The organism is Gordonia polyisoprenivorans NBRC 16320 = JCM 10675 (assembly GCF_000241325.1).
GTDB lineage: Bacteria > Actinomycetota > Actinomycetes > Mycobacteriales > Mycobacteriaceae > Gordonia > Gordonia polyisoprenivorans.
On the sequence record NZ_BAEI01000070.1, the window covers coordinates 1 to 25,858 of the forward strand.

Below are 25,858 nucleotides of genomic sequence, written 5' to 3' on the forward strand. Positions count from 1 at the left end.
AGCTCGGTGGTAAGCGCCTCGTGCAGAAGGCTCGCGCCCAGGGTGCCCCGATCGACGGCGTCATCGTCTCGGCCGGGATCCCCGAACTGGACGAGGCCGTGGCGCTCGTCGACGAATTCGTCGAGGCCGGACTGCGTTTCGTTGCCTTCAAGCCCGGAACCGTCGAGCAGATCCGCTCGGTGATCCGCATCGCCGCCGAGGTGCCCCACCACCCGGTGATCGTCCAGATCGAGGGTGGCCGCGCCGGTGGTCACCACTCGTGGGAAGACCTCGACGATCTGCTGCTGGCCACCTACGGCGAGCTGCGTGCCCGACCCAATGTCGTGGTCTGCGTCGGCGGCGGCATCGGCACCCCCGAACGTGCCAGCGCGTATCTGACCGGGCACTGGGCCGCCGAGCACGGTTACCCGCTGATGCCGCTCGACGGCATCCTCGTCGGCACCGCTGCGATGGCGGCCAAGGAGGCCACCACGGCTCCCGAGGTCAAGCAACTGCTGGTCGACACAGTCGGCTGCGACGAGTGGATCGGCGCCGGCGGTGCCACCGCCGGAATGGCTTCGGGCCGTAGCCAACTCGGTGCCGACATCCACGAGATCGACAATGCCGCCTCCGCGTGCGGACGCCTGCTCGACGAGGTCGCCGGCGACGCCGACGCGGTCGCGGCGCGGCGCGACGAGATCATCGCCGCGATGGCCCCCACCGCCAAGCCCTACTTCGGCGACGTCGCCGAGATGACCTATCGGGCCTGGCTCGAGCGCTATGCCACCCTGGCCGTGGGTGCGCCCGACGACGAGCAACTGCCGTGGGCCGACATCACCTGGAAGCAGCGTTTCATCGAGATGCTGCGCCGCACCGAGGCCCGGATGAACCCGGTGGATTCGGGTGAGATCCCGACCATGTTCACCGATGTCACCACCGTCGAGGACGCGCACGCCGCGATCGACGCCCTCATCGGCGTGTACCCCGAGGTCGAGGTCGACGTCCTGCACCCCGCCGACGTCGCGTTCTTCCTCGATCAGTGCCGCACCCCGGGCAAGCCGGTCAACTTCGTGCCCGTCATCGACAAGGATGTCCGCCGGTGGTGGCGCAGCGACTCGCTGTGGCAGGCCCACGATGCCCGCTACCCGGCCGAGGCCGTGTGCATCATCCCGGGGCCGGTGGCCGTCGCCGGCATCACCCGTGTCGACGAGCCCATCGGTGACCTGCTGGACCGTTTCGAGGCGCAGGTCGTCACCGACCTCGGCGCAACCGGCGTGCAGTCGAGCGTCATCGACTCCCGCAAGCAGGCCGGACTGGCCGCCGACGCCGGTCGTCTGACCAGTGTCCTGGAAGCCGACGACGTCTGCTGGGCGAGCCGCATGGTTCCGAGTCCGATTGCGCGGCTGGGTGATCGGGACAAGTGGTCGGTGCTCTCGAATGTCCGCGCCGAGCACGAGCCGACCGGTTCGGTGCTGGAGCGGATCGACGACGAGCGCTTCGACCTCGTCATCCCGATCTCGAGCGCGTCGGTGCGCATCCCGTTGCACGTCGACGCCTCGCTCGCCGACGGTGGCGCCCCGCTGGTCCTCGCCGACGATGCCTCGACCGCGATGCGGGAGATCCTCACCGTCGCCGCCGGCGGATCGCTGGCCGAGGTCGCCGACGGCGTCTCGCGCACCACGGTCACCTGGGCGCCGGAGTCGGTCGCCGACCACGCCGCGGTCACCGGTTACACCCTGCCCCCGCATCTGCATCCGACCACCCCGGCCGAGCCCTTCGGCTTCGCCGTTCCCGACACCCTCGTCGGTGCCTGCTGGCCGAGCGTGTTCAGTGTCATCGGCGCAGCCACCACCGAGGATGGCCGAGCGGTCGTCGAGGGTCTACTCGACCTGGTTCACCTCGATCACGCGGTGCACCTGGTGGGTGAGATCCCCACGGAGGCAACTCAACTCACCGTGATCGCGACCGGTGGCCCGGTCTCCGACACCGAGGTCGGTCGCGTCGTGCAGGTGCAGGTCGAGGTGATCGACGGACAGAAGCAGGTCGCCGTGATGACCGAGCGCTTCGCGATCCGCGGACGACTCGGCTCGGCCGAACTCGCCGACCCGGCACGCGCCGGGGGAGCGCTCGACGACGAGGGCTCGGCGACCCGCAAGACCCTGCGCACCGCGACCATCACCGCACCGGAGCGGATGACCGGCTTCGCCGCGGTCTCCGGCGACCGCAACCCGATCCACACCGACTCCGCCGCCGCGCGGCTGGCCGGCCTCGGTGACCCGATCGTGCACGGCATGTGGCTGTCGGCGGCGGCGCAGCAGGTGCTCACCGCCACCGATGCCAAGAACCCGATTCCCTCACCGCGACCGCTGATCGGTTGGACCGCACGGTATCTGGGCATGGTGCGAACCGGCGACGAGATCACCGTCCGCGCCGACCGGGTCGGAATGGACGCCGGCCGCGAGATCGTCGAGGTCACCGCCAAGGTCGGCGACAACCTCGTGATGAGCGCCACCGGTCTGCTGGCCGCGCCGCGTACCGTTTACGCCTTCCCCGGGCAGGGCATCCAGAGTAAGGGCATGGGTCTCGACGCCCGCTCACGCTCGAAGGCCGCACGCAAGATCTGGGACCGCGCCGACAAGCACACCCGTGCCGCACTGGGCTTCTCGATCCTCGCGGTGGTCCGTGACAACCCGACCACCCTGATCGCCAACGGGACGACCTACAACCATCCCGACGGTGTGCTGTTCCTGACCCAGTTCACCCAGGTCGCCATGGCGACCCTTGGTGTGGCACAGATCGCCGAGCTCAAGGAATCCGGCGGCTTCGTCGAGGGTGCGATCACCTGCGGTCACTCCGTCGGCGAGTACAACGCGCTCGCGGCCTGCGCGGGAGTGTTGCCGCTCGAGGCGGTGCTCGAGGTCGTCTTCCAGCGTGGCGAGGCCATGCATCACCTGGTGCCCCGAGATGATCAGGGCCGCAGTGACTATCGGATGGCCGCCATCCGGCCTAGCCAGTTCGGGCTCGACGACGCCGAGGTCACCGACTTCGTCGCGCAGATCGGCGCCGAGTCCGGTGAGTTCCTCGAGGTCGTGAACCTCAATCTGCTCGGTTCGCAGTACGCGATCGCCGGCACCGTGCGCGGCCTCGAGCGACTCGAGGAGGAGATCGAGCGTCGCCGCATCGAATTCGGCGGCAAGCGCTCGTTCATCATCGTGCCCGGCATCGACGTGCCGTTCCACTCGACGGTGCTGCGTGCCGGCGTGCCGGAATTCCGCGGCAAGCTCGACGCGCTGCTTCCCGAGGAATTCGATCCGTCGATCCTCATCGGGCACTACATCCCGAACCTGGTGCCGCGGATGTTCAATCTCGGCCGCGACTTCGTCGCCGAGATCGCCGATCTGGTTCCGTCCGACCCGCTGAACGAGGTTCTCGCGGACTGGGATTCGTGGGCCGCGCAGCCGGCGAAACTGGCACGCGTGGTGCTCATCGAGTTGCTGGCGTGGCAGTTCGCCAGCCCGGTGCGCTGGATCGAAACCCAGGAGCTGCTGTTCTCCGGCGCCGACCGCGACGGGCTCGGTGTGCAACGCTTCGTCGAGATCGGCCTGAAGGGCGCCCCGACCCTCGCGGGTCTGGCGACCAATACCCTCAAACTCGATCGATACGACTCGGCGACCACCGAGGTGTGCAACCTCGAGCGCGACTCGGATGTGATCCTGGCCAAGGACTCCGGACCCGAGCCCGAGGACGACGAACCCGCCGAGTCGGCACCGAGCGAGGCTCCGGCGGCCGAGGCCGCCGCTCCTGCACCTGCAGCGCCGGCTGCCGCCCCCGCTGCGGCGAGCGGCCCGCGGCCCGACGACATCTCGTTCGGCCCGGCCGACGCGGTCAAGTCCGTCATCGCGCTGTGGACCAAGATGCGGACCGATCAGATCGGTGCCGCCGACACCATCGAGGCGCTGTGCGACGGCGTGTCGTCGCGTCGTAACCAGTTGCTCCTCGACATCGGCGGAGAGCTCGGTCTCGGCGCCATCGACGGTGCCGCCGAAGCCGACATGGCTGCACTGGCCTCGACGGTGGAGAGCCTGGCCCGCGGGTACCGCCCGCTGGGCACGGTGCTGACCGACGCCGTCGGCGATCAGATCCGCAAGGTGATCGGCCCGACCGGCAAGCGTCAGTCCTACATCACCGACCGGGTGACCGGCGTGTGGCAGTTGGGCCCGGGCTGGGGTCTGCACACCCAGGTCGCGCTCGCATTGGGCACCCGTGAGGGCGCCAGCGTCCGCGGTGGCGATCTCGGCGACCTCCTCGACGGTGCCGTCGCGAACGCTGACGGTCTCGACGCGCTGATCGACCGTGCAGTCGCGGCGGTCGGCGCCTCCCGCGGTATCGCCGTGGCCAAGCCGGCAGCCGAGTCCGGTGGCGGCGCAACGGTCGATGCGGCGGCGCTCGGTGAGTTCACCGAGCAGATCACCGGTCGCACAGGTGCGCTGGCGTCGGCCGCCTACACCATGCTCTCCAAACTCGGTCTCACCGAGGAGGTCTCGACCCCCGAGACCGCCGACGACCCCAATGCGGTTCTGGCGCAGCGGGTCAGCGACGAGCTGGGTTCGGACTGGGCGCGCACCGTCGCACCGGCCTTCGACGAGGACAAGGTCGTCCTCATCGACGACCGCTGGGCGACCACGCGTGAGGATCTGGTGCGGATCTGGCTCACCGACGCCGATGAGCTGGACGCCGACTTCGACGCGCTCACCGCAAGCTTCGCCGGTTCCGGGCACACCGTCGCCCAGCACGCCACCTGGTGGCAGGGCAAGGCGCTGGCCGCGGGAAACCTGGTGCACGAGCGCGCTTTCGGGACCATCGCGCATGTCGCCGAAGAGCCCGGACAGGGCCGGTGGGCCGATCAGGTCGCTGTGGTGACCGGTGCCAGCAAGGGGTCGATCGCCGCGTCGGTCGTCGCCGGGCTGCTGGCCGGCGGCGCCACGGTGGTGGCGACCACCTCGCGACTGGACTCGCAGCGACTGGCCTTCTACAAGAAGCTCTATCGCGAGAACGCCCGGTACGACGCCGCGCTGTGGGTCGCCCCGGCGAACATGGCCGCCTACACCGACGTCGACGAGCTGGTGTCGTGGCTGGGTAGCGAACAGACCGAGAACCTCGGCGGGACCACCGCCGTGGTGAAGCCGGCGATCAAGCCGACGTTGCTGTTCCCGTTCGCCGCGCCCCGCGTCGCCGGTGACCTCACCGACGCCGGCGGTCGCGCCGAGCTGGAGATGAAGGTGCTGCTGTGGTCGGTGGAGCGGTTGATCGCCGGTCTGTCCGAGATCGGTGCCGACCACGACATCGCCGCTCGTCTGCACGTGGTGCTGCCCGGCTCGCCCAACCGTGGCATGTTCGGCGGCGACGGCGCCTACGGCGAGAGCAAGGCAGCGCTCGACGCCCTCGTGACCCGTTGGGCTGCAGAGGAATCGTGGGGCTCGAAGACCACCCTGGCGCATGCGCTGATCGGGTGGGTCAAGGGCACCGGACTCATGGGCCACAACGACGGAATGGTCACCGCGGTGGAAGCCGCGGGCGTGCGAACCTGGACCACCGACGAGATGGCCGACAATCTGCTGGGCCTCTGCGATCCGGCCACCCGGGCCGCGGCGCGGGAGGCTGCGGTGACCGCCGACTTCACCGGTGGACTCGATCCGTCGATCGACCTCAAGGCACTGGCCGCACAGGCCGCCGACGAGGACGAGACCGATGAGTCGGCCGAGGACGAGGCACCGGTGACCGTCGCGGCCCTGCCCGCCCCGGCACGCGCGGCGAGCGGCGTGAGCCCGGTGTGGCCGAAGATCGACTCGCGTCCGGAGGACATGGTCGTCATCGTCGGTGCCGGCGAGCTCGGCCCGTACGGGTCGGCACGCACGCGCTTCGAGATGGAGGTCGACGAGAAGCTGAGTGCCGCAGGCGTTCTCGAACTCGCCTGGAACACCGGGCTGATCACCTGGGATACCGCGCCCAAGCCGGGCTGGTATGACACCGAATCCGGTGATCCGGTGGCCGAGGCCGACATCGCCGAGCGCTACCACGACGCGGTCGTCGAGCGATGCGGCATCCGCCGCTACGCCGACGAGGGCGCCATGGTCGAGGGCACCTCGCCGCTGCTCACGTCGGTGTTCCTCGACGAGGATCTGACCTTCACGGTGTCCTCGGAAGCAGAGGCGCGCGCGTTCGCCTCCGCCGATCCCGAGCGCACCCGGGTCGTCGCCGACGAGGAATCCGGCGAATGGCAGGTGACCCGTCTGGCGGGCACCGAGATCCGCGTCCCGCGTCGATTCGCCCTGACCCGCACCGTCGGAGGACAGATCCCGACCGGGTTCGACCCGACCCGCTGGGGCGTCTCGGCCGACATGGCCGAGTCGATCGACCGGGTGGCGTTGTGGAACCTCGTGGCCACCGTCGACGCGTTCCTCTCCTCGGGCTTCACCCCGAGCGAGCTGATGCGGTGGGTGCATCCGGGTCTGGTGGCCAATACCCAGGGCACCGGCATGGGCGGTATGACCTCGATGCGCGAGCTCTACATCAACACCCTGCTCGGCGAGGCCAAGGCCAACGACATCCTGCAGGAGGCGCTGCCGAACATCGTTGCCGCGCACGTCGTCCAGTCCTACGTCGGTAGCTACGGTGCGATGATCCACCCGGTCGCCGCCTGTGCGACCGCTGCGGTCTCGGTCGAGGAGGGCGTCGACAAGATCCGCCTCGGCAAGGCGCTGTTCGCGGTGGCCGGCGGCTTCGACGATCTCGGTATCGAGGGCATCGTCGGATTCGGTGACATGTCGGCGACCGCGGAATCGGCGAAGATGGCCGCGCGGGGGATCGACGAGCGCCGCTACTCGCGGGCCAACGATCGCCGACGCGGAGGATTCGTCGAATCCCAAGGTGGCGGAACGATTCTGCTGGCCCGCGGTGACGTCGCGGCGCAGATGGGCCTGCCGGTCCTCGGTGTGGTGGCGTGGGCGCAGAGCTTCGGCGACGGCGTGCACACCTCGATCCCGGCCCCGGGCCTCGGTGCGCTGGGTGCCGCACGGGGTGCGCTGAGCTCGCCACTGGCCAACGCGCTGGCGGCGCTGGGTGTCAGTGCCGACGACGTCGCCGTCGTCTCCAAGCACGACACCTCCACCCGCGCCAACGATCCCAACGAGTCCGAGCTGCACGAGCGGCTGGCCGCGGCGATCGGCCGTGGTGACGGTGCACCACTGTTCGTGGTGTCGCAGAAGTCGCTGACCGGTCACGCCAAGGGCGGTGCCGCCGCCTTCCAGCTGATCGGACTGTGCCAGGTGTTGCGTGAGGGCGTCATCCCACCGAACCGCAGTCTCGATTGCGTCGACGAGCAGATGAAGGACTACCCGCATCTGGTCTGGGCGCGGGAGACACTGCGACTCGGGGATCGCTTCCCGCTCAAGGCCGGTCTGCTGACCAGCCTCGGATTCGGCCACGTGTCGGGCCTGATCGCGGTCGTACATCCGGAGGCGTTCATCGCCTCGCTGGACCCTGCCGAGCGCGAGGACTATCGCCGTCGTGCCGCCGAGCGTGAGCGCAAGGGCAGCCAGCGGTTGCTCGAGGCGATGTGCGGTGGCGAGGCCGCCTACCGTCGTCCGGCCAACCGTCGCTTCGACGAGACCCGCGACGAGCACGACGCCGAGGCTCAGGTGCTCCTCGATCCGGCGATTCGTCTGGGCGAGTCGGGTGCGTATGCCGATGCGGCGCAAGACGTGTCGTCCTCCAGCAGCGCGGCCACGATCTGATGGCGGTGTTGGGAGTCGGGATCGACGTCGTGTCGATCCCGGAATTCGCCGAGCAATTGGCCCAGCCGGGAACGACCTTCGGCGACCGCTTCACCGTCGGCGAGCGCCGCGACGCGGCGTCGGGTACCGGTGAGGACGCACGTCACCTCGCGGCACGGTGGGCTGCCAAGGAGGCCGTCGTCAAGGCGTGGTCGGTCAGCCGGTTCGCCCGGTCGCCGTTGCTGCCGTTGATCCGGCACAGCGACATCGAGGTGGTCACCGACAACTGGGGGCGTCCGGCCATCCGGCTGGCCGGGGAGATCGCCGAACACCTGCGTGACACCCAGGTGCACATCTCGCTGACCCATGACGGCCCGTCGGCCGCCGCGGTCGCGATCCTGGAGGGCACGGGCTGAGCCCGGCGTTCCACGCGAGGCACGGGACGAGCAGACGACGGCGGTCGGGCCGATGCCGACCGCCGTCGTTTCTCGTCGAGCACCGGTGGATCAGTGCACCGGTGGATCAGTGCACCGGTGGATCAGAGCACCGGTGGATCAGACCGAACTGGTGCTCTCCTCGAGCAGCAGGTAGCCGGCCAGCATGCGTTTGAGCTCGGTCACCGTCTCGGGATGGTCGTGGCCGTCCTGCACCGAGAAACTCAGCAGCGAGTACGCCGTGTGCACCAGTACCTGCGACATCATCTCGCGCCGAGCCCGCTGTGACGGGGTCAGCGGGGCGATCAGCCGCGAGACCTGGTCGGCCAGAACGCGTTCGTTCTGCGAGGCGGTGGCCCGGGTGGCCGGGGTCGACTGCACCGCCAACCACACCGCCCGCCGGGAAGGGTCGTCGCGCCACAACGCGGCGAGGTGGTCGAGGAACTTCTCGAGGAGCACCGGCCATTCGAGCGAGGGCACCTCGGAGGCGAACGCGGTGAGCTCCTCGCGGACCGCGACCGTATCGAGTCGGTCGAGTTCGCACACGATCACGTACTTGTTGGCGAAGTACTGATAGAGCGTCCCGATGGGAACCTCGGCGCGCGAGGCGATCTCCTCACACGTCAGCGACTCGAACCCGACCTCGGTGAGCAACTCGCGAGCAGCCGCGAGCATCGCGGAGAACTTGCGTTTGCTGCGCTCCTGCGTGGGCCGTTTGCGGGGGACGAGAGGCTGGGTGGTCATCGGTCCGGGTGCGGTGTCGGGGTGGGCTCAGTCGAGCGCGAGGTCGCGGCGCAGCTTGGCGACATGCCCGGTCGCGCGGACGTTGTACTGGGCCAGGGCGATCGTGCCCTGCTCGTCGACCAGGAAGGTCGAGCGGATCACACCGGTGACGACCTTGCCGTAGAGCTTCTTCTCACCGAACGCACCCCACTGCGTCAGCACCGTCTTGTCCGGGTCGCTGAGCAGGGGGAAGTCCAGTCCTTCGGCGTCGGCGAACTTCGCGAGTTTGGCCGGCTTGTCGGGTGAGATTCCGATCACATCGATGCCGGATTCTCCGAGGTCGGCGAGGTTGTCCCGGAAGTCGCAGGCCTGCTTGGTGCATCCGGGCGTCGACGCCGCCGGATAGAAGTAGACGATCACCTTTCGGCCTGCGTAGTCGGCCAGCGACACCGGGTTGCCCTGCGCGTCGGGGAGGGTGAAGGCCGGTGCCGGGTCTCCGACGGCAAGGCGTTGTGTGTCTGACATGACGCTCAGGCTAGTCGATGATGTCCGATGTCCGACCGACGATGTGCAGTGGCGCCGGCGGGCATGGCGTAACCTTGTGTGGCCGCTCGCACCGCATCCGCTCCGCGCCGGGAACTCCTCCTCGCGCGGTCGTGTTGCGTCGGGGGAGAAGTGTGGTCCGCCGGGCCACATGAGCTGATCTTTCTTGACCATTCCTGGGAGGACCACGTGGCCGGGGATACCGACCGTATCGAGCAGGACATCGCGAAAGCCCGCGAGGACCTGGCCCACACACTCGACGCGCTGGCCGAGCGGGCCAACCCGCAGCGCCTGGCCGGAGACGCCAAGAGCGCCGCACTCGCGTTCATGAACACGCCCGCCGTCAAGTACACGCTTGCCGGCGTGGGGACTGTCGTCGTCGTTCTCGTCATTCGCAAGGTCGTACGGTGACCCGTGCGCGGGGCTCATACGCCCGAAACGCGCTCCTCGTACTCACCGCCGGCGCCGTCGCGACCGTTTTGCCCGGTTGCACGGCGTCGTCGTCGTATCCCGATGCCACCGGGAACGCGCCTGCGTTGAGTTCGCTGGGGCAGCCGAGTATCTCCGTCACCGGGTGGGCCGACCGTCCCCTGAAGGACAACGCGGTGGGCGTGATGCCGGGCGCACCGCTGACCGTGACCGCCCATGACGGCAATCTGCGATCGGTCGTCGTCACCGGATCGGACGGGCCGGTGCCCGGCACCGTCTCCGCCGACGGGTCCACCTGGACCGCCAAGGGCCCATTGGACTTCGACGACCAGTACACGCTGACCGCAGCGGCGCAGGGCGTCGACGGCGCGGGTGCGAAGAAGCTGACCTTCAGCACCGCGTCCGCCGAATCGACCGCCACCGCCTCGACGGTGACCGCGGAGAACGAGACCGTGGGTATCGGTCAGCCGGTGATGATCAATTTCGATCAGCCGGTCACCAACAAGCTCAACGCACAGCGCGCCATCCAGGTCACCACCAACCCTCCGGTCGAGGGTGCGTTCTACTGGGTCAACGACTCGATGGTGCGTTGGCGTCCCGAACACTTCTGGACGCCGGGTACCAAGGTCAATGTCAAGGTCAACACCAAGGGCATCGACCTCGGTGGCGGCGTCTACGGCGACAACAACCTCACCACCGACTTCACCGTCGGTCGTGCGCTCGTCGCCTCCGCCGATGACAAGACCCACATGATCACCGTGTCCATCAATGGCAAGGTCGTGCGGACGATGCCGACCTCGATGGGCAAGGATTCGAGCCCCACCAACAACGGCATCTACATCGTGGCCGAGCGCGATCCGAGCGTCATCATGGACTCCTCGACCTACGGCGTGCCGGTCAGCTCGCCGGGCGGCTACCGCGAGACCGTCTACGACGCGACGCGAATCTCCTTCAGCGGCATCTACATTCACTCGGCTCCGTGGTCGCTCGGCGATCAGGGCGTCGATGACGTGAGCAACGGCTGCCTCAATGTCAGTCCCGCCAATGCCGAGTGGTTCCTCAACACCGCCTTGCGTGGCGACATCGTGACGGTGAAGAACGCTGTGGGACCGATCCTTCCGGGTGACGACGGCCTCGGTGACTGGAACATTCCGTGGTCGGTGTGGAAGAAGGGCAACGCCACCGACGGATGATGCGACCACCGAGCGGAAACCGCTTCTGACCAGCCGATTTCATGGATCGGGTACCGGTCATGTAATGTTTCCTCTCGGTTCGCCAAGCGCCATTAGCTCAATTGGCAGAGCAGCTGACTCTTAATCAGCGGGTTCGGGGTTCGAGTCCCTGATGGCGCACAGCACAGCCCCCGTGACCGGTATTGACCAGTCGCGGGGGCTTTTTCGTGGCTCGGGTCAGGTGTTCGAGCCGGGGCGACGCGTATCGAAGCGGTCACGGTCTCGCGGGTTGAACTTGGCAATCGCGACACCGGGCGCAACGATGTCTCCATGAGTGACAACCCTTCGACCGTGGTGCCCGACGACAAGCGCCAGGGTGGACTCCCGTCGTGGGCGGTCAAAACCATCGCCATCGCCGTGGTCGTCGTGCTGGCGGTCATCGCATATTTCATCCTGGCGGCGTTCCTGCCGCGCTGGTGGTCGCAGAAGATCGGTTCCGCGGTCGGCCAGAGCATCACCACCGGCAGCTTCTACGGCATCGCGTTCGGGGTGGTGTGCACGCTCGTCTCACTCCTGTTGCTGGCGCTCGCCTGGCGCGCCCGGCGCTGGGGTCAGACCCGGTACTGGGCGCTGGCGTTTGTCGTGCTTGCCGTCGTCGCGTCGATACCGAATCTGCTCACCCTGACCGTCGTTGCCGGCGGGGGGAGTGGGGCGCATGCCGGTGAGCGCATCCTCGACGTCGAGGCTCCGGGATTCCGTGGGGGCACCCTGGTCGGCGTGATCATCGCCGCGGTGATCTTCGCCGTCGGCGCATTTCTGTGGATTCGACTCCGCCGTCGCCGCCGCGCGGCCACCACGACCGCTGCGACGACGACGCAACCGCCCGCCTGACACCACCATCGGCAAGGCGCGTGCCGTCCAGGCGCGGTCGATAGGTGTCATTCGGTCGGGCGGGCTCGCGGGCGCGACAACTCGGGCATATCCGAGATCTCGTACACTTGGTGCAGAATTCGCCGACTCCCTGATGTGTGTGGGTCGGCATCGGCGTCAGGTGGGAGTGAGATGGGGAACGGTCGGACTCGGCTGCGGTCATCGTTGATGATCGGTGGGCTTCTGGTGGCGGTCATCGCGCTGGTGACCTCGTGCTCGCAGAAGCCGCAATACTCCAACGCCGTCGGCAGTTCGGTGCTCTACGACGACCTCCTCAAGCCAGGGGTGGAGATCACCGAATGGAACGAGCAGACGCTCGCCGACAACGCGGTCGGTATCCAGCCGGGCGCGCCGATCAGGGTTCGGGCGAGCGAGGGCGCGCTGACCGGTGTCCGCATCGGGAAGGCGGACGGCTCCACCGTTCGCGGGACCCTGTCGGAAGACGGCACGGAGTGGGTCAGCGGAGAACCGCTGGGCTACAACCGGACCTACACATTGACCGCCGACGCGGCCGGGGTCGGCGGCTCCACCTCCAAAGAGGTCTCGTTCACCACGCGGGCGCCGAGCAACCTCACACAGGCCTATCTGACCCCCAACAACGGGGAGACCGTGGGCGTCGGCCAACCCGTCGCGGTGAAGTTCGACGAGGCGATCACCAACCGCCGCGCTGCGCAGAACGCGATCCGGATCACCACGAATCCGCCGGTGCAAGGCGCCTTCTACTGGATCAGCGACACCGAGGTGCGCTGGCGTCCGGCCGAGTACTGGAAGCCCGGCACCTCCGTGGACGTCGCGGTGAACACCTACGGCATCGACCTCGGTGGCGGGCTCTTCGGCCAGGAGAATCTCAAGTCCTCGTTCAAGATCGGCCGGTCGATGATCATCACCGCTGACGACAACACCAAACAGGTCACCTTTGTCCAGGACGGCAAGGTTGTCCGCAGCATGCCCACGTCGATGGGCAAGGAGTCCACCCCCACCGACAACGGGGTGTATCTCGTCTCGGACAAGCACGACAACATCATCATGGACTCGTCGACCTACGGTGTCCCGGTCGGCTCGGCCGACGGCTATCGCACGCCCGTGGACTACGCGACCCGAATGTCCTACAGCGGCATCTTCTTTCACTCCGCTCCCTGGTCGGTGTGGGCCCAGGGCAACACCAATACCAGTCACGGCTGCCTGAACCTGAGCCCGGACAACGCCCTGTGGGTCATGAACAACACGCTGCGCGGTGATCCGGTCATCGTGAAGAACACCGTGGGCGGAACGCTCTCGGGCACCGACGGACTCGGGGACTGGAACATCCCCTGGGCGGTGTGGTCGAAGGGCAATGCCTGAACTCGGCGCCCCGAAACGACAATGCCATTGGTGATTGTTACGCTCATCTGTGACACGATTCTCGACGACGATGGGATTCCACCACCATGGGCGAACGCTCTTCCTGGGAAAACGACGACCTGACCGCCTTGCGTGACCTTGCTCGCAGCTTCTGCGAAAAGGAGGTCAAGCCGAATATCGACAAGTTCATCGACCAGCACCACGTCGACCGCGACCTCTGGAACAAGGCCGGCGAACTCGGTCTGTTGTGCATGTCGATTCCCGAGGAATACGGGGGCGGTGGCGGCACCTTCGCCCACGAAGCGGTACTCATCGAAGAGCAGGCGCGCATCGCCGACTCCTCGTGGGGCGTCAGTCTGCACAACGGCATCGTCGCCCACTACCTGCTTCAGTACGGGTCGGAGGAGCAGAAGACGACGTGGCTGCCCAAGATGGCCAGCGGTGAAGTCGTCGGGGCCATCGCGATGACCGAGCCGGGCACCGGATCCGACCTGCAGAACGTCAAGACCAAGGCGATCGCGCAGGGCGATGAGTACGTCATCGACGGGTCGAAGACCTTCATCACCAACGGTGCCCAGGCCGACTTGATCATCGTCGTGGCCAAGACCGACGCGAGCGAGGGCGCCAAGGGCATCTCCCTGATCCTCGTCGAGGCCGACCGTGAGGGGTTCCGCCGCGGACGCGTGCTCGACAAGGTGGGGCAGCGTGGCCAGGACACCTCGGAACTGTTCTTCGACGGTGTGCGCGTGCCCACGAGCAACCTCCTCGGCAGCGAGGAGGGGCAGGGGTTCATCCAGCTCATGCAGCAGCTGCCGCAGGAGCGCCTCATCATCGCCGTTGCGTCGGTCGCCGGCATGGAGACCGCACTGCAGCACACGCTGGCCTACACGAAGGAACGAACGGCGTTCGGGCGCCCCATCTTCGGCTTCCAGAACACGAAGTTCAAACTCGCCGAGGTGGCGACCGAGTCCCGGATCGCGCGTGTCTTCGTCGATGACTGCATCACCAAACACATCGACGGCAAGCTCGACATCCCGACCGTGGCGATGGCCAAATGGTGGACCAGCGACCGTGCGATGGTCGTCGCCGACGAATGTCTGCAGTTGTTCGGGGGCTACGGCTACATGAACGAGTACCCCATAGCCCGGATGTGGGCCGATCAGCGCGTCCAGAAGATCTACGCCGGAACCAACGAGATCATGAAGGAGATCATCGCGCGGACGCTCTGACGAGCGCCTGGCAGCGGGCGCGATGCGCGGAGGTGGGGTTCACAGCACGCCGCTGATGTCCCCGGCGCTCAGCAGGGCGACCAGGATCGGGACGACGTGTGTGGCAGCGATGCCGTACTCGTTTCGTCCCGCTTTCACCACCAGTGACGCCGCGGTGAGGATCTTCAGGTGATGATAAAGCTGCCCTGAGGTCCCGAAGTCCCCGGCTGCCTGGAGTTCGGTCACTGATGCGTTACGGCGCAACAGGATTCGGAGGATCTCCAAGCGGCTGGGGTGCCCCATCGCCGCGAACACCTCCGCCGTGGTGGCGGCGGGGAGATCGAGGATTGCGGGTGCGTCGTAGCCGATCTGCCACCGGATGGATCCTGCGAGGTCGACGCTGCCCTGATAATAAACCGTGTTCTCGTGCAGCGCTTCGTCGGAGGTGGGCGGGCTCCCGACCGACGCGGTGGTGCCGGCCCCCGTCGTCGAGTCGGTGCCGCCGACGTCCGGGCCCCGACGTTCGTCGACGAGGGCTTCGAGGCGGTCGACACGTTCGGCCAACGCCTGCACCACGGATTCGAGGTCGTCGCTCACACCACGCACCGTAGCGCGGTGGAGATGTCGGGATCGGTCAGGGCGTCGAGGAGCAGGCGTTGGTGGGTGAAGCGATCGCGGTCCCGCGCGTCGCGAGACATGTTGCGTACCATCATCGTTCCGACCGCGATCCGGCCATCGGGGGCGTGATACTCGAAGACCTCGGTGAGCACTCCCGGTAGGCTGCCGCCCTTGAAGCCCAGGATCGACCCGTCGGGTCGGCGTCCCTGGAACTCGAGAACGCCGCGGGTGAGCGCCGACCCGGGTCCGAAGCTGCCGTCGGCGATGGCCGACGCCAACGAGGTCAATGACGACGCCGTCGCGGTGATCGACGACGCAGCCCGAGTGGTGCCGGATCGGTCGACGGAGGCCAGCCGTGCCCAATACGACGCGGCGATCGCCGGGTCGTCGTGAAACCGACGCGCGGCCCGGTCCTGGTCGGCCGGGGTCCGCAGCTCCGGGTCGACGATGCCGAGGTACAGGCCGAGCAGGCTGGGCACGGGCCCGTCGATGCCATACCGATCCATCACCGACCGCAGTGCGTCGTCACCGAGGTGTGCGCGCAGCAGATCCGGTGCCGCGGAGTCGGAGAAGCGGATCATCACGTCGGCCAGTTGGGCATAGGTCACCCGCCGGCTCCGATCGAGGGCGAATCCTTTGTCGGTGTGCGGGATTCCCAGGTAGCGCAACGCCTCTCGGTGTGCGCCACCGTCGAGGGGAAAGTACCACCGTTGCCACTGACCGACGTCGATGGTGTCCTGCGGGTTCACGCGATGCGCATCGACCGCCGCGGCGTAGGCGGCGAGGTGCACGATCTTGATCGCCGAGGCGGTCGGGAACCGGATGTCGGGGTTGAGCGCGATGCGCTCGCCGGTGAGGGTCTGCAGATCCAGGGCCACATCGTTGCGGTGCCGTGCGATGTAGCCGAGCCAGCCGGCAACGGTGGAGGTGTCCGACGTGGTGGTGCTCGGGCAGCCGGTGAGCGGGGTGTCGGCGTGCGCGAGCGGCCGATCGGTGGTGGCCGTCAGTTCGGTCAGTAGAACCGTGACGATCGTGACGACGGTGATGATGATCGCGCTCTTCATGACACCCCGTCGACGACGAATCTCGCAATTACGATATTACGTGATTACGAACTATCGAGGAAGTGTCGAGGGCAAAGCCCTACTTGCGGTCCTTGATCAGTGCCTTGACCTCATCGGGGCTGATGTTCTTCGCCACGAGCTTGCCGTTCTTGACCTTTCGCACCGAGTAGAGGTCCTTCTTCTTACCGGGGGCGACACTGAGGCCGACCTTCTTGGCCGCCTTGTTCAAGTCCTCGAGCATGCGCCGCAGATTAGGGCATGAAAGTGAACAACAACGAATCGGCGTTGATCGGTCCGGATGCGGACGGTGTGGTCGGAGCCGGGCGGCGGTTCGTGAGGCGCCGTCGTCACCTCCCCTCCAGGTGACGACGGCGTGGTTGTTCGTCACGAACAACGGTCGTCAGTGCAGAGCCTCGCTGCTGAACTGACTGTCAGGCACAGTACCGCACCATGGTGTTATCGCAAACCGGTTCATCAAAGCCGTGTAGCGCGAAGAATGGAACTCCCGTTCAGGAGTGACGTGTACTGACGGAGAGGCTAGTTGTTTCGCGCTTAGCAATGAACTGAGTGTCACCAATTGGTGATTGTGCGTTGGTCCACACTCGTCCACATCAACGTCGGAGAATGATAGATGTATTCACATGAAGTGCGGTGCGAGACATCTGACACAGGTGCCGGGCGGCGGAGCGGCCCGGTGAGCGACTCTGCGGGGCGCCTGCGGCGGGCCAACAGTCTCGGGCGAATGATGGTCGGCCACACGGTGCGAACCACGACGACGCGTGCCACGGCACCGTTGCGGAGTGCCGATGCGAATGTCCGCAAGCGTGATGAGGCCATACTGTCGCTGGCCGATGATCTGGTGCGAGTGCTCGGCCCGATGAAGGGAGCCGCGCTCAAGATCGGACAGATCATCGCCCTGTTCGATTTCGGTCTGTCCAACCGGGCGACACGCGACGAGTTCGCGGCCCGTCTGGCGCCGCTGTTCGACGGGGTGGTGCCGATGGAGTGGTCGGCCATCGAGAAGGTGCTTGCCCGCGAGCTCGGCCGCAGCCTGCGCCGACTGGACATCGACCCCGAACCGCTTGCGGCCGCCTCGCTCGGCCAGGTCCATTTCGCGATGCTCGACGGCACGATGCCGGTCGTGGTGAAGGTGCAATACCCCGGGATCGATTCGGCGGTCCGTGCCGACCTCAAGAACCTCAAGCTGTTCGCGAAGGTGGGCGGCCCGGTCATGCCGGGTTTGAATCTCGACGCGATCATCGACGAGATCGCCGCCGAGGTCGCGCGTGAGTGCGACTACATCGCCGAGGCCGGCAACCAGGCGAGGGCGTGGTCGCTGTGCGTCGATCATCCGTGCTGGAAGGTGCCGCGTGTGTTCCCCGAGATGAGTACGGCGCGGGTGATGGTGAGTGAGTTCTTCGACGGTGTGCAGTTCGCCGACATCGTCGCCGGTGACCGGGACCGTGCAGAGTACGCGGCCGAAGCGATCTATCGCTTCTACGGTGGCGGGGTCTACGAGGCGGGCGAGTTCTGTGCCGATCCCCACCCGGGAAACGTGCTCGGTCTGCCCGACGGCCGGCTGGGTTTCATCGACTTCGGGCTCTACGTTCGGATGTCGGCCGAATCGCTCGCCGACCAGACACGAGTACTTCGCGCGCTGATCGAGGGGCGATACCATGATGCGTACCGCGATTGCCGGGATCTGGGTATGGCCACTGCCGGATCGGTCGGTGAGGCGGACATCGTCTCGATGATGAGCGACATCGGATTTTGGTTTCTGACGGAGGATCAGGTGACGATCACGAAAGACGTTGCGCGCCGTGCCGTCACGTCGTTGTTCGTCCCGGGTGCCGCGCATCTGAGCACCACCCGCCACACCGCGTTGCCCACCGACCACATTTTCTCGCGTCGTACCGACCTGGCCGTGTGTGGTCTTCTCGGACAGCTCGACGCGACCAATCGCTGGGGCGCAATCATCCGGGAGTGGATCGATGGCCGTCCGCCCGCAACCGAGATGGGTGCCGAGATCCAGCGGTGGCGTCAGGGTCGATGACCGCACAGACGAAGGCGGACAAGACTCGTCGGGATTCACGGCCCGCGCGTGAGCGCATTTCTGCGGCCGCCTTCGACATTCTGTGCGAGGACGGGTACGACGCGGCGAGTGTCTCGGCGATAGCCCGGCGTGCCGGCATCAGTACCGGTGCTGTCTACCAGCACTTCGCCGACAAGCAGGAGATCTTCGATACTGCCTTCGACGAAGCGGTGGTCACTCTCGTGTCGGCGATCGATCCGGACTCGCTCGCGCAGCTCCCCGAGGATCGCGCGCAGACGGTGGATCTGGTCCAGATCATCGTGCAGCGTGGGTTCGACCTGGTCGACACGCAGCCGCGTGTCCTGAAGTTCATTGTCGCCCAATGTAGTTCGAATGATGTGGAGATCCGTCACCGTATTCTCGGACTCGAGGCGATGGCGGTCGGCCGGATCGGTGAGGGCATCCGGCGAGCGGTCGAACATGGCTGGATCGTCGCGGACCCGGACTCGGTCGACCTCGTCGCCCGAACCCTGCTGGTCGTGTTGGTGGCGATGGTCACCGCGTCGCCGCGCTCGGCGCCGACCCCGAACCGCACCACCCGGGACGCGTTTGCCGCGACCTGCGACGCTGTGCTGCGTCGAGGGCTGATTCCCGATTTCGGCGAACCCGAAATCGAGTCGCTGGAAACGGCTTTGGCGGAGCTCACGAACGAACAACGCCGTGTGGACCTGGCCGTGTACCACCCGCACGACCGTCGGTCACGCCTGCTCGACGCGGCGCTCGAACTGTACGCCGTGCAGGGGTACCGACGGGTCCGCCCCGCCGATGTGGCTGCCACCGCGGGGCTGGGATACGGCACCTTCTACAACTACTTCGACAACCGCCGCGAATGCCTGCAGCAGGTGCTCGACCGCGAACTGCTGATCGTCGGGGGACTGGTCGCCATGGTGACCCCGATCCCTTCCTCGCACGCGGGTATGGTCGCCGATCTCACCCGTCTGGTCGCGCGGGTGGCGATGTATGCCGAGGAGCGGGGCGCACGACTCGCAAGCGTCATCCTCGACACCTCCGGGATCGATTCGGCTGCACTGCAGTTCATCACCGGGGCGTTCGCCCGTCTCGCGCAGACTCTCGCCGACTACCTCTTTCGTTGCCGCAATGCGGGATTACTGGACGGCCGGGTCGATCCGGAAGCCGCCGGCGCGCTGGTGATGGCCGCGCTGATCGCGGTCTGTCTGCACTATGTGCAGGAGAGCCCACAGGTGCCCTCGGTCAAGATGGTCACCGACACCATCGTGCGGACCATCGGGTGGGGGGCCGAGCACGCCTTCTGAACGTGCCGTTCAGCTGCGGGCCGGGTCGAGTCCGAGGCCGCACGCCAACGTGGAGATGGCGAACGAGACGGCGGCGTCCCAGTCGACCGCGACGAATTCTGCTCTGGCGGTGGCGTAGTGATTGGCCAGTCCGCTGACCGACGCCCACAGCAGGGTCATCGCGCGATCGGGGTCGCCGGTATAGCCGAACCGGGTGAGCGTGTCGTGCAGGGCTCGCAGGATACGGGCGATGGCCGCACGGAGATCGTCGACGAGTTCTGCGGGAACCCGGGCGTCGTCATTGATCACGTTCTGCGCGTCGAAGTCGCGGCCGAAGGCGAGGAATCCGGTGCGGTAGGCGGCGGCGAAATGAGTGAAGGCCTCGACGAATCCCGTTGATTGCCGCAGCTGTTCGTCGAGGTCGTCCATCATCGCCGCAAGGTGGCGGGTATGCAGCGCGACGAAGAGGCTCTCCTTGTTGGGGTAGTACCGGTAGACGGCACCGAGGGATATCCCGGCGCCCTTGGCCACCTCACGCATACGCAACGCGGAGTATCCGCCGCCGTCCAACAGGCGACGACCGGCGGTGAGGATGTCGGCGCGCCGTTGGTCACGATCGCCCCAGCGCGTCGGAGACGAAGGACGCGGGGCAGCCGGAGAGGAGGGTCCGGACGGGGTGGTGGCGCGCAGCGTGGGTACAGACGCCGTCTCGGTCACGGCATCCATTGTGCCCTGCTCTTCTCGGTGCGGAAACGGCGAGAGCCGGAGTTGGCAGGCAACTCCGGCTCTCGTTTCGGGGTGGATGACGGGACTCGAACCCGCGACAGCCAGGATCACAACCTGGTGCTCTACCAACTGAACTACATCCACCATCGGCGTCGGGAACCAAGGATCGCTCGCCGGGTTCCAGAGCCAGGGTCATACTCTAGCGAATCGACGGCGCCGAGACCAATCGCTTTCTCACCTGGGCATTCGGGTGGGTGGCAGTCAGGCCGGGCCGAGATCGGCGACGATCTGGTGGAGTCGATCGGTGTCGGGGCCGGGGGCCGCGACGAAGGCTGCGGCTCGGTAATACGCGAGTTCGCGGATCGACTCACGGATGTCTGCCAGGGCGCGGTGGGCGAGGCCCTTCTCCGGTTGGCCGAAGTAGATCTTCGGGTACCAGCGACGGCACAGTTCCTTGATCGAGCTGACGTCGACCATCCGGTAGTGCAGAAAGCTGTCCAGGTCGGGCATGTCACGGGCAATGAACCCGCGGTCGGTGGCGATCGAGTTGCCGGCGAGGGGGACCGCACCGGATGCGGAGATCTGGGTCCGTAGGTAATCGAGCACCAGCTTCTCGGCTTCGGCCAGCGTGACGGTGGAGCGCCGGACCTCCTCGGTGAGGCCGGAGGCGGCGTGCATCTTCTGCACCACCTCGGGCATCGCGGCGAGAGCGTCGTCGTCGGCGTGAATCACGACGTCGACGCCGTCGCCGAGGATGTTGAGGTCACCGTCGGTGACCAGCGCCGCGATCTCGATCAACTTGTCCGATCCGAGTTCGAGTCCGGTCATTTCGCAATCGATCCACACCAATTTGTCCTGCACCCGTCAACCTTAGCCAACCGCAGATGCCGACCACCCGGAACCGAGGCGACTATCGTGATCGGTGCATTTGTGATGGTCTGCGGCCCCGGCTCTCACCGGAGCGTCGGAGAACCCCCGTTGTGTACCCGAGAGGACCCGACAGTGACCGATCCCGCCCAGTCCGCCGTATCCATTGCCGCAGGTTATGCGTTTTCCGGCGCAGCGCTCGAACTCGGAACGGTCAGCGTCGACGGCACCGTCGTCAGTGACGCGCACGTGCGTATCCCGCTGTCGATGATGAACCGCCACGGATTGGTCGCCGGCGCCACCGGGACCGGTAAGACCAAGACGTTGCAGCTGATCGCCGAGCAACTGTCGGCCAACGGGGTGCCGGTGGTGATGGCCGACATCAAGGGCGACCTCTCCGGACTGAGCAATCCGGGTAGCGCCAACGAGAAGATCACCGCCCGCGCCGCGCAAACCGGCGACGACTGGCAGCCGTCGGGTTGTCCGGTCGAATTCACCTCGCTCGGCTCGACCGGGATCGGGGTCCCGGTGCGTGCCACCATCACCTCCTTCGGCCCGATCCTGCTGAGCAAGGTGCTCGGACTCAACGACACCCAGGAGTCGGTGCTGGGCTTGATCTTCCACTGGGCCGACGGCAAGGGTCTGCCGCTGCTCGATCTGAAGGACCTGCGCGCGGTGATCGCCTATCTGACCAGCGACGAGGGCAAGCCGGAGCTGAAAGCCATCGGCGGGGTGTCCACGCAGACCGCGGGCGTCATCCTGCGCGCCCTGAGCAACCTCGAAGCCGACGGCGGGGACACCTTTTTCGGCGAACCCGAAATCGAGCCGGCCGATCTGCTGCGCACCGCACCGGACGGTCGCGGGATCGTGACCCTGTTCGAACTCGGCGCCCAGGCCGCCCGCCCGGCCTTGTTCTCGACCTTCCTGATGTGGATCCTCGCCGATCTCTTCGAATTCCTGCCCGAGGTCGGCGATCTGGACAAACCGAAGCTCGTCTTCATCTTCGACGAGTCCCATCTGCTGTTCGACGATGCTTCCAAGGCGTTCAAGGATCAGGTGGTGCAGACGGTGAAACTCATCCGTTCCAAGGGCGTCGGCGTCTTCTTCTGCTCGCAGCTGCCCACCGACATCCCCAACGAGGTGCTCTCACAGCTCGGTGCGCGCATACAACATGCGTTGCGCGCGTTCACCCCCGACGATCAGAAGGCACTGACCAAGACGGTCAAGACCTATCCGGTCTCGGACGTGTACAAGCTCGATCAGGCCCTGACGTCGCTCGGTACCGGTGAGGCGATCGTCACCGTCCTGTCCGAGAAGGGTGCACCCACACCGGTCGCCTGGACCGTCATCCGCGCGCCGCGCTCGTCGATGGATGCCGTTGGTGCCGAAGGCATCACGGCCGCGGCCAAGACGAGTCCGCTGTACGCCAAGTACGGTCAGTCGATCGATCGTGAATCCGCCTACGAGAAACTGACCGCCAAGACGCTCGCGCCGGGTGAGTCCCCGGATGCCCCGGCGCCGGCCCCGACACCCGCGCCGGCGCCCGTGCCGGCCCCGGCGCCCGTGCCGGCTCCGCAGCCCGAGGAGCCGGGCATCCTCACCGAGGTGCTGACCAGCAAGCCGATGCAGAGCTTCCTGCGATCCGCGGCCACCGCGGCCGGTCGCGAGTTCAGTCGTGCGATCTTCGGTACCGGGCGGCGTCGGCGATAGCGGACCTCTACGGTCTCCCCGGCGGCGCGATCAGCCCTCGCCGAGCTTGCGGTAGAACGTGCCCACGATCGGTGCGACGACAGCGCGCGGGGTATAGCCCCCGGCCACCGACATGGCCTTCGACAACGTGCCCGGGACGACACGCATCTTGTTGTTTTCCAGCGCATTCAGGCTCATCTCGGCGACCTTGTCGCTGGAGTGCCAGAGAAAACCGGGAACCAATCGGTCGACCACGGATGCGTCCTCGGGTGAGGGGATCTCGGTCCGCACCGGGCCGGGAGCGAGGAGCGTGACATGCACGCCGTGGATGGAGACCTCACCGCGCAGTGATTCGCTGAAGGTATTCACGAATGCCTTGGTCGCCGCGTAGGTCGCGTTGTTCGGGATCGGCATGTTGCCGGCGGCGGAACCGACCATCAGGATGCCGCCGGCGCGGCGTGCCACCATGCCGGGCAGGACGGCCAGGGTCAGGTCGTGGACGGCATTGACGTTCAAGCGAACCTGGGCGCGTTCGTAGGCGGCATCGAGTTCGGCGACCGGCCCGAAGGTCGCGATGCCCGCGTTGTTGGCCAGGATCGAGATCTCCCGGTCGGCGAGCTCGGCGGCGAGGATCGCCACCGCGGTCGGATCGGAGAGATCGGTGGGGCGCACCTCGGCGGTCACCCCGTGATCGGCGCGGAGCTCCTCGGCGAGTTCCTCGAGGACCTCGCCACGTCGTGCCACCAGGATCGGCGCGTGGCCGCGTCGTGCCAGGGCACGGGCAAGAGCCATCCCGATACCGGACGAGGCGCCCGTCACGACGGCGCGGGCGGATTCGGACGGCACAGGTACTCCCATGCCGTCGATCGTATCCAGATGCCCCATACCGACGGCGTCGGGCGCCGTCGGTACGGGTACGGGCCTTGGGCAGCCGGAGTCGCTCGGCCGGCGCGGTCAGCCGATGCCGGCGGCCACCTCGGTGCCCTGCCTGATGGCTCGTTTCGCGTCGAGTTCCGCGGCGACGTCGGCGCCACCGATGACGTGGGTCCGCACGCCGGCCACCGTCAACGGATCGACGAGGTCGCGGACCGATTCCTGTCCGGCGCAGATGACGACGTTGTCGACTTCGAGCAGGCGTGTCTCGCGGACGGTGCCGTCTTCTTCCCGGAAGCTCAGGTGCAGGCCCGCGTCGTCGATACGGTCATAGGTGGCACCCGAGATCTGTTCGACACCTTTCATTTTCACCGTCGCGCGGTGTACCCAGCCAGTGGTCTTCCCCAGTGTCTTGCCCTGTCGGCCGGGTTTGCGCTGCACCAGGTAGACCTCGCGCACCGCGGGCAGCGGACGCGGCTTGGTGACGAAGCCCGGCTTGCTCAGATCCTCGCTGACACCCCACTCCTGCTCCCATTCCTTGAGATTCAGCGTGGGTGACTCATCGACCGTGAGGAACTCGGTGACGTCGAATCCGATTCCGCCGGCACCGATCACGGCCACGCGCTTGCCGATCTCACGGTGTCCGAGCACGGCATCGGCGTAGGAGACGACCATCGGGTGGTCGACGCCGGGGATGGCGGGCATGCGTGGGGTGACACCGGTGGCGATGATCACCTCGTCGAAGCCCTTGGCGATGATGTCCTGCGCGGACACCCGAGTGTTGAGATGCACTGTCACATTGTTGATCTCGAGTTCACGGGTGAAGTAGCGCAACGTCTCGTTGAACTCCTCCTTGCCAGGAATGCGCGCCGCGATCGAGAACTGGCCTCCGACCGATTCACCGGCCTCGAACAGTTCGACCCGATGGCCACGCTTGGCCGCCGACACCGCAGCCGACAGGCCGGCCGGACCCGCGCCGATCACCGCGATGCGCTGGGCGAGTCGGGTGGCCCCGAGGGTCAGCGTCGTCTCGCGGCCGGCGCGGGGATTGAGTAGGCACGACACCTTCTTGCCGACGAAGGCGTGATCCAGACATGCCTGATTGCAGCCGATGCAGGTGTTGATCTCGTCGGCACGGCCGGTGCGCGCCTTGTCGGCGAAGTCCGGGTCGGACAGCATCGGTCGCGCCATCGAGATCGCGTCCACCCGGCCGCGTTCGAGGATCTCCTCGGCCAGTTCGGGGGTGTTGATGCGGTTACTGGCGATGAGCGGGATGCTCACCTCGTCGCGCAGGCGCTCGGTGAACTTGACGAAGGCACCGCGCGGTACCGAGGTCACGATCGTCGGGACTCCGGCCTCATGCCAGCCGATGTCGGTGTTGATCGCGTCGACTCCGAGTTGTTCGGCCTTGCGGGCCATCAGCGCGATCTCGTCCCACGTCTGTCCACCCTTGACGAAGTCGGCGATGGACTGGCGCAGGATGATCGGGAAGTCACGGGGGACCTGGCGACGCGTCTCGGTGATGATCTCGACGAGGAAACGCTGTCGGTTCTCGGTGGTGCCACCCCACCGGTCGGTGCGATCGTTGGTGTGCGGGCACAGGAACTGATTGATCAGATACCCCTCACCGCCCATGATCTCGACGGCGTCATATCCCGCGCGGCGGGCCAGCTTGGCCGACGCACCGAACGTGCGGATGACGTGTTTGATGATCGGTTCGGTCATCTTGAGGTGTTTGAATGGGTGGATCGGTGAGGGCTCGGAGCCCGCGGCCACCTTCAATGGCGTGTATCCGTAGCGCCCGGCATGAATGAGCTGCATCGCGATCTTGCCGCCCTCGCGATGAACCGCACCGGTGATGCGTCGGTGCCGGGCGACGTCGGCGTAGTTGGTCATCTTGCCCGCGAAGGGAAGCAGCAGACCGGTGCGCGACGTACCGAACCCGCCGGTGATGATCAGTCCCACACCGCCTTTGGCGCGCTCGGCGTAGTAGGCGGCCAATTTGTCGGTGTCCCACAGGCGGTCCTCGAGCCCGGTGTGCATCGAGCCCATGATCAGACGGTTGGTCAGGGTGACGCCGCCGAGTTGCAGTGGTTCGAACAGGCGCGGGTAATGGGGATTGGGCTGTGCGGATGGGGCTGACAT

The 25,858-nt window shown here is 66.9% G+C and carries 19 protein-coding genes and 2 tRNA genes; 11 read left to right on the forward strand and 10 right to left on the reverse strand.

The window, feature by feature from the left end; all coding sequences use genetic code 11:
- Both GOPIP_RS18075 and acpS read left to right on the forward strand, forming a co-directional pair.
- On the forward strand, window positions 1-7,772 hold a 7,772-nt coding region (locus GOPIP_RS18075), incomplete at its 5' end, for a type I polyketide synthase (protein WP_006371210.1).
- Complete coding sequence (gene acpS, locus GOPIP_RS18080; RefSeq protein WP_006371211.1) at window positions 7,772-8,167, forward strand: holo-ACP synthase AcpS; 396 nt, start codon at window positions 7,772-7,774, stop codon at window positions 8,165-8,167. The genes GOPIP_RS18075 and acpS, both read left to right, overlap by 1 nt.
- 138 nt (window positions 8,168-8,305) lie before the next feature.
- Here the strand turns inward: acpS and GOPIP_RS18085 are convergent, their stop codons facing one another.
- Window positions 8,306-8,929, reverse strand: coding sequence for a TetR/AcrR family transcriptional regulator (locus GOPIP_RS18085; RefSeq protein ID WP_006371212.1), 624 nt, complete (start codon window positions 8,927-8,929; stop codon window positions 8,306-8,308).
- 27 nt (window positions 8,930-8,956) lie between these two features.
- Window positions 8,957-9,433: a thioredoxin-dependent thiol peroxidase gene (bcp, locus tag GOPIP_RS18090; protein ID WP_006371213.1), complete on the reverse strand. Its 477-nt coding sequence runs from the start codon at window positions 9,431-9,433 to the stop codon at window positions 8,957-8,959.
- Between the two features lie 207 nt (window positions 9,434-9,640).
- Here bcp and GOPIP_RS18095 point away from each other — a divergent pair, with 207 nt between their 5' ends.
- The 6 genes from GOPIP_RS18095 (at window position 9,641) to GOPIP_RS18120 (ending at window position 14,552) form a co-directional block, all read left to right on the forward strand.
- Window positions 9,641-9,862 (forward strand): DUF3618 domain-containing protein, encoded by a 222-nt coding sequence (locus GOPIP_RS18095; protein ID WP_006371214.1) that lies wholly within the window; start codon window positions 9,641-9,643, stop codon window positions 9,860-9,862.
- Entirely contained in the window at window positions 9,859-11,073 is a 1,215-nt protein-coding gene (locus GOPIP_RS18100) for a L,D-transpeptidase (protein ID WP_006371215.1), read from the forward strand. The genes GOPIP_RS18095 and GOPIP_RS18100 overlap by 4 nt, the downstream gene beginning before the upstream one ends.
- 86 nt (window positions 11,074-11,159) lie before the next feature.
- Window positions 11,160-11,232, forward strand: a tRNA-Lys gene (locus tag GOPIP_RS18105).
- A 150-nt stretch (window positions 11,233-11,382) separates the two neighbouring features.
- Window positions 11,383-11,943, forward strand: a complete 561-nt coding sequence (locus GOPIP_RS18110; protein ID WP_006371216.1) for a hypothetical protein — start codon at window positions 11,383-11,385, stop codon at window positions 11,941-11,943.
- Window positions 11,944-12,114: 171 nt separating this feature from the next.
- Entirely contained in the window at window positions 12,115-13,323 is a 1,209-nt protein-coding gene (locus tag GOPIP_RS18115; protein WP_014359688.1) for a L,D-transpeptidase, read from the forward strand.
- Window positions 13,324-13,409: 86 nt separating this feature from the next.
- Window positions 13,410-14,552 (forward strand): acyl-CoA dehydrogenase family protein, encoded by a 1,143-nt coding sequence (locus GOPIP_RS18120; RefSeq protein ID WP_006371218.1) that lies wholly within the window; start codon window positions 13,410-13,412, stop codon window positions 14,550-14,552.
- A 39-nt stretch (window positions 14,553-14,591) separates the two neighbouring features.
- Here the strand turns inward: GOPIP_RS18120 and GOPIP_RS18125 are convergent, their stop codons facing one another.
- From GOPIP_RS18125 to GOPIP_RS29165, 3 genes are all read right to left on the reverse strand, one after another.
- Window positions 14,592-15,128 (reverse strand): ArsR/SmtB family transcription factor, encoded by a 537-nt coding sequence (locus GOPIP_RS18125; protein WP_006371219.1) that lies wholly within the window; start codon window positions 15,126-15,128, stop codon window positions 14,592-14,594.
- On the reverse strand, window positions 15,125-16,213 hold the full coding sequence (locus tag GOPIP_RS18130; RefSeq protein ID WP_006371220.1) for a serine hydrolase: 1,089 nt from the start codon (window positions 16,211-16,213) through the stop codon (window positions 15,125-15,127). The genes GOPIP_RS18125 and GOPIP_RS18130 overlap by 4 nt, the downstream gene beginning before the upstream one ends.
- A gap of 79 nt (window positions 16,214-16,292) precedes the next feature.
- On the reverse strand, window positions 16,293-16,454 hold the full coding sequence (locus GOPIP_RS29165; RefSeq protein ID WP_006371221.1) for a hypothetical protein: 162 nt from the start codon (window positions 16,452-16,454) through the stop codon (window positions 16,293-16,295).
- Between the two features lie 453 nt (window positions 16,455-16,907).
- On the opposite strand from GOPIP_RS29165, the gene GOPIP_RS18135 reads away from it, so the two are divergent.
- Both GOPIP_RS18135 and GOPIP_RS18140 read left to right on the forward strand, forming a co-directional pair.
- Complete coding sequence (locus GOPIP_RS18135; RefSeq protein WP_035728388.1) at window positions 16,908-18,266, forward strand: ABC1 kinase family protein; 1,359 nt, start codon at window positions 16,908-16,910, stop codon at window positions 18,264-18,266.
- On the forward strand, window positions 18,263-19,579 hold the full coding sequence (locus tag GOPIP_RS18140) for a TetR/AcrR family transcriptional regulator (RefSeq protein ID WP_006371223.1): 1,317 nt from the start codon (window positions 18,263-18,265) through the stop codon (window positions 19,577-19,579). Before GOPIP_RS18135 ends, GOPIP_RS18140 begins: the two co-directional genes overlap by 4 nt.
- A gap of 9 nt (window positions 19,580-19,588) precedes the next feature.
- On the opposite strand, the gene GOPIP_RS18145 is transcribed toward GOPIP_RS18140, so the two are convergent.
- From GOPIP_RS18145 to orn, 3 genes are all read right to left on the reverse strand, one after another.
- Complete coding sequence (locus GOPIP_RS18145; RefSeq protein ID WP_168436274.1) at window positions 19,589-20,275, reverse strand: TetR/AcrR family transcriptional regulator; 687 nt, start codon at window positions 20,273-20,275, stop codon at window positions 19,589-19,591.
- Between the two features lie 80 nt (window positions 20,276-20,355).
- Window positions 20,356-20,428, reverse strand: a tRNA-His gene (locus GOPIP_RS18150).
- A gap of 117 nt (window positions 20,429-20,545) precedes the next feature.
- Window positions 20,546-21,145 carry an oligoribonuclease gene (orn, locus tag GOPIP_RS18155; RefSeq protein WP_006371225.1) on the reverse strand — a complete coding sequence of 200 codons (600 nt, stop codon included), beginning with the start codon at window positions 21,143-21,145 and terminating at the stop codon, window positions 20,546-20,548.
- Between the two features lie 141 nt (window positions 21,146-21,286).
- On the opposite strand from orn, the gene GOPIP_RS18160 reads away from it, so the two are divergent.
- Entirely contained in the window at window positions 21,287-22,861 is a 1,575-nt protein-coding gene (locus GOPIP_RS18160; RefSeq protein ID WP_006371226.1) for a helicase HerA-like domain-containing protein, read from the forward strand.
- A 30-nt stretch (window positions 22,862-22,891) separates the two neighbouring features.
- Here the strand turns inward: GOPIP_RS18160 and cmrA are convergent, their stop codons facing one another.
- Window positions 22,892-23,698, reverse strand: coding sequence for a mycolate reductase (gene cmrA / locus GOPIP_RS18165; protein WP_014359696.1), 807 nt, complete (start codon window positions 23,696-23,698; stop codon window positions 22,892-22,894).
- A gap of 96 nt (window positions 23,699-23,794) precedes the next feature.
- Window positions 23,795-25,858 carry an NADPH-dependent 2,4-dienoyl-CoA reductase gene (locus GOPIP_RS18170; RefSeq protein ID WP_006371228.1) on the reverse strand — a complete coding sequence of 688 codons (2,064 nt, stop codon included), beginning with the start codon at window positions 25,856-25,858 and terminating at the stop codon, window positions 23,795-23,797.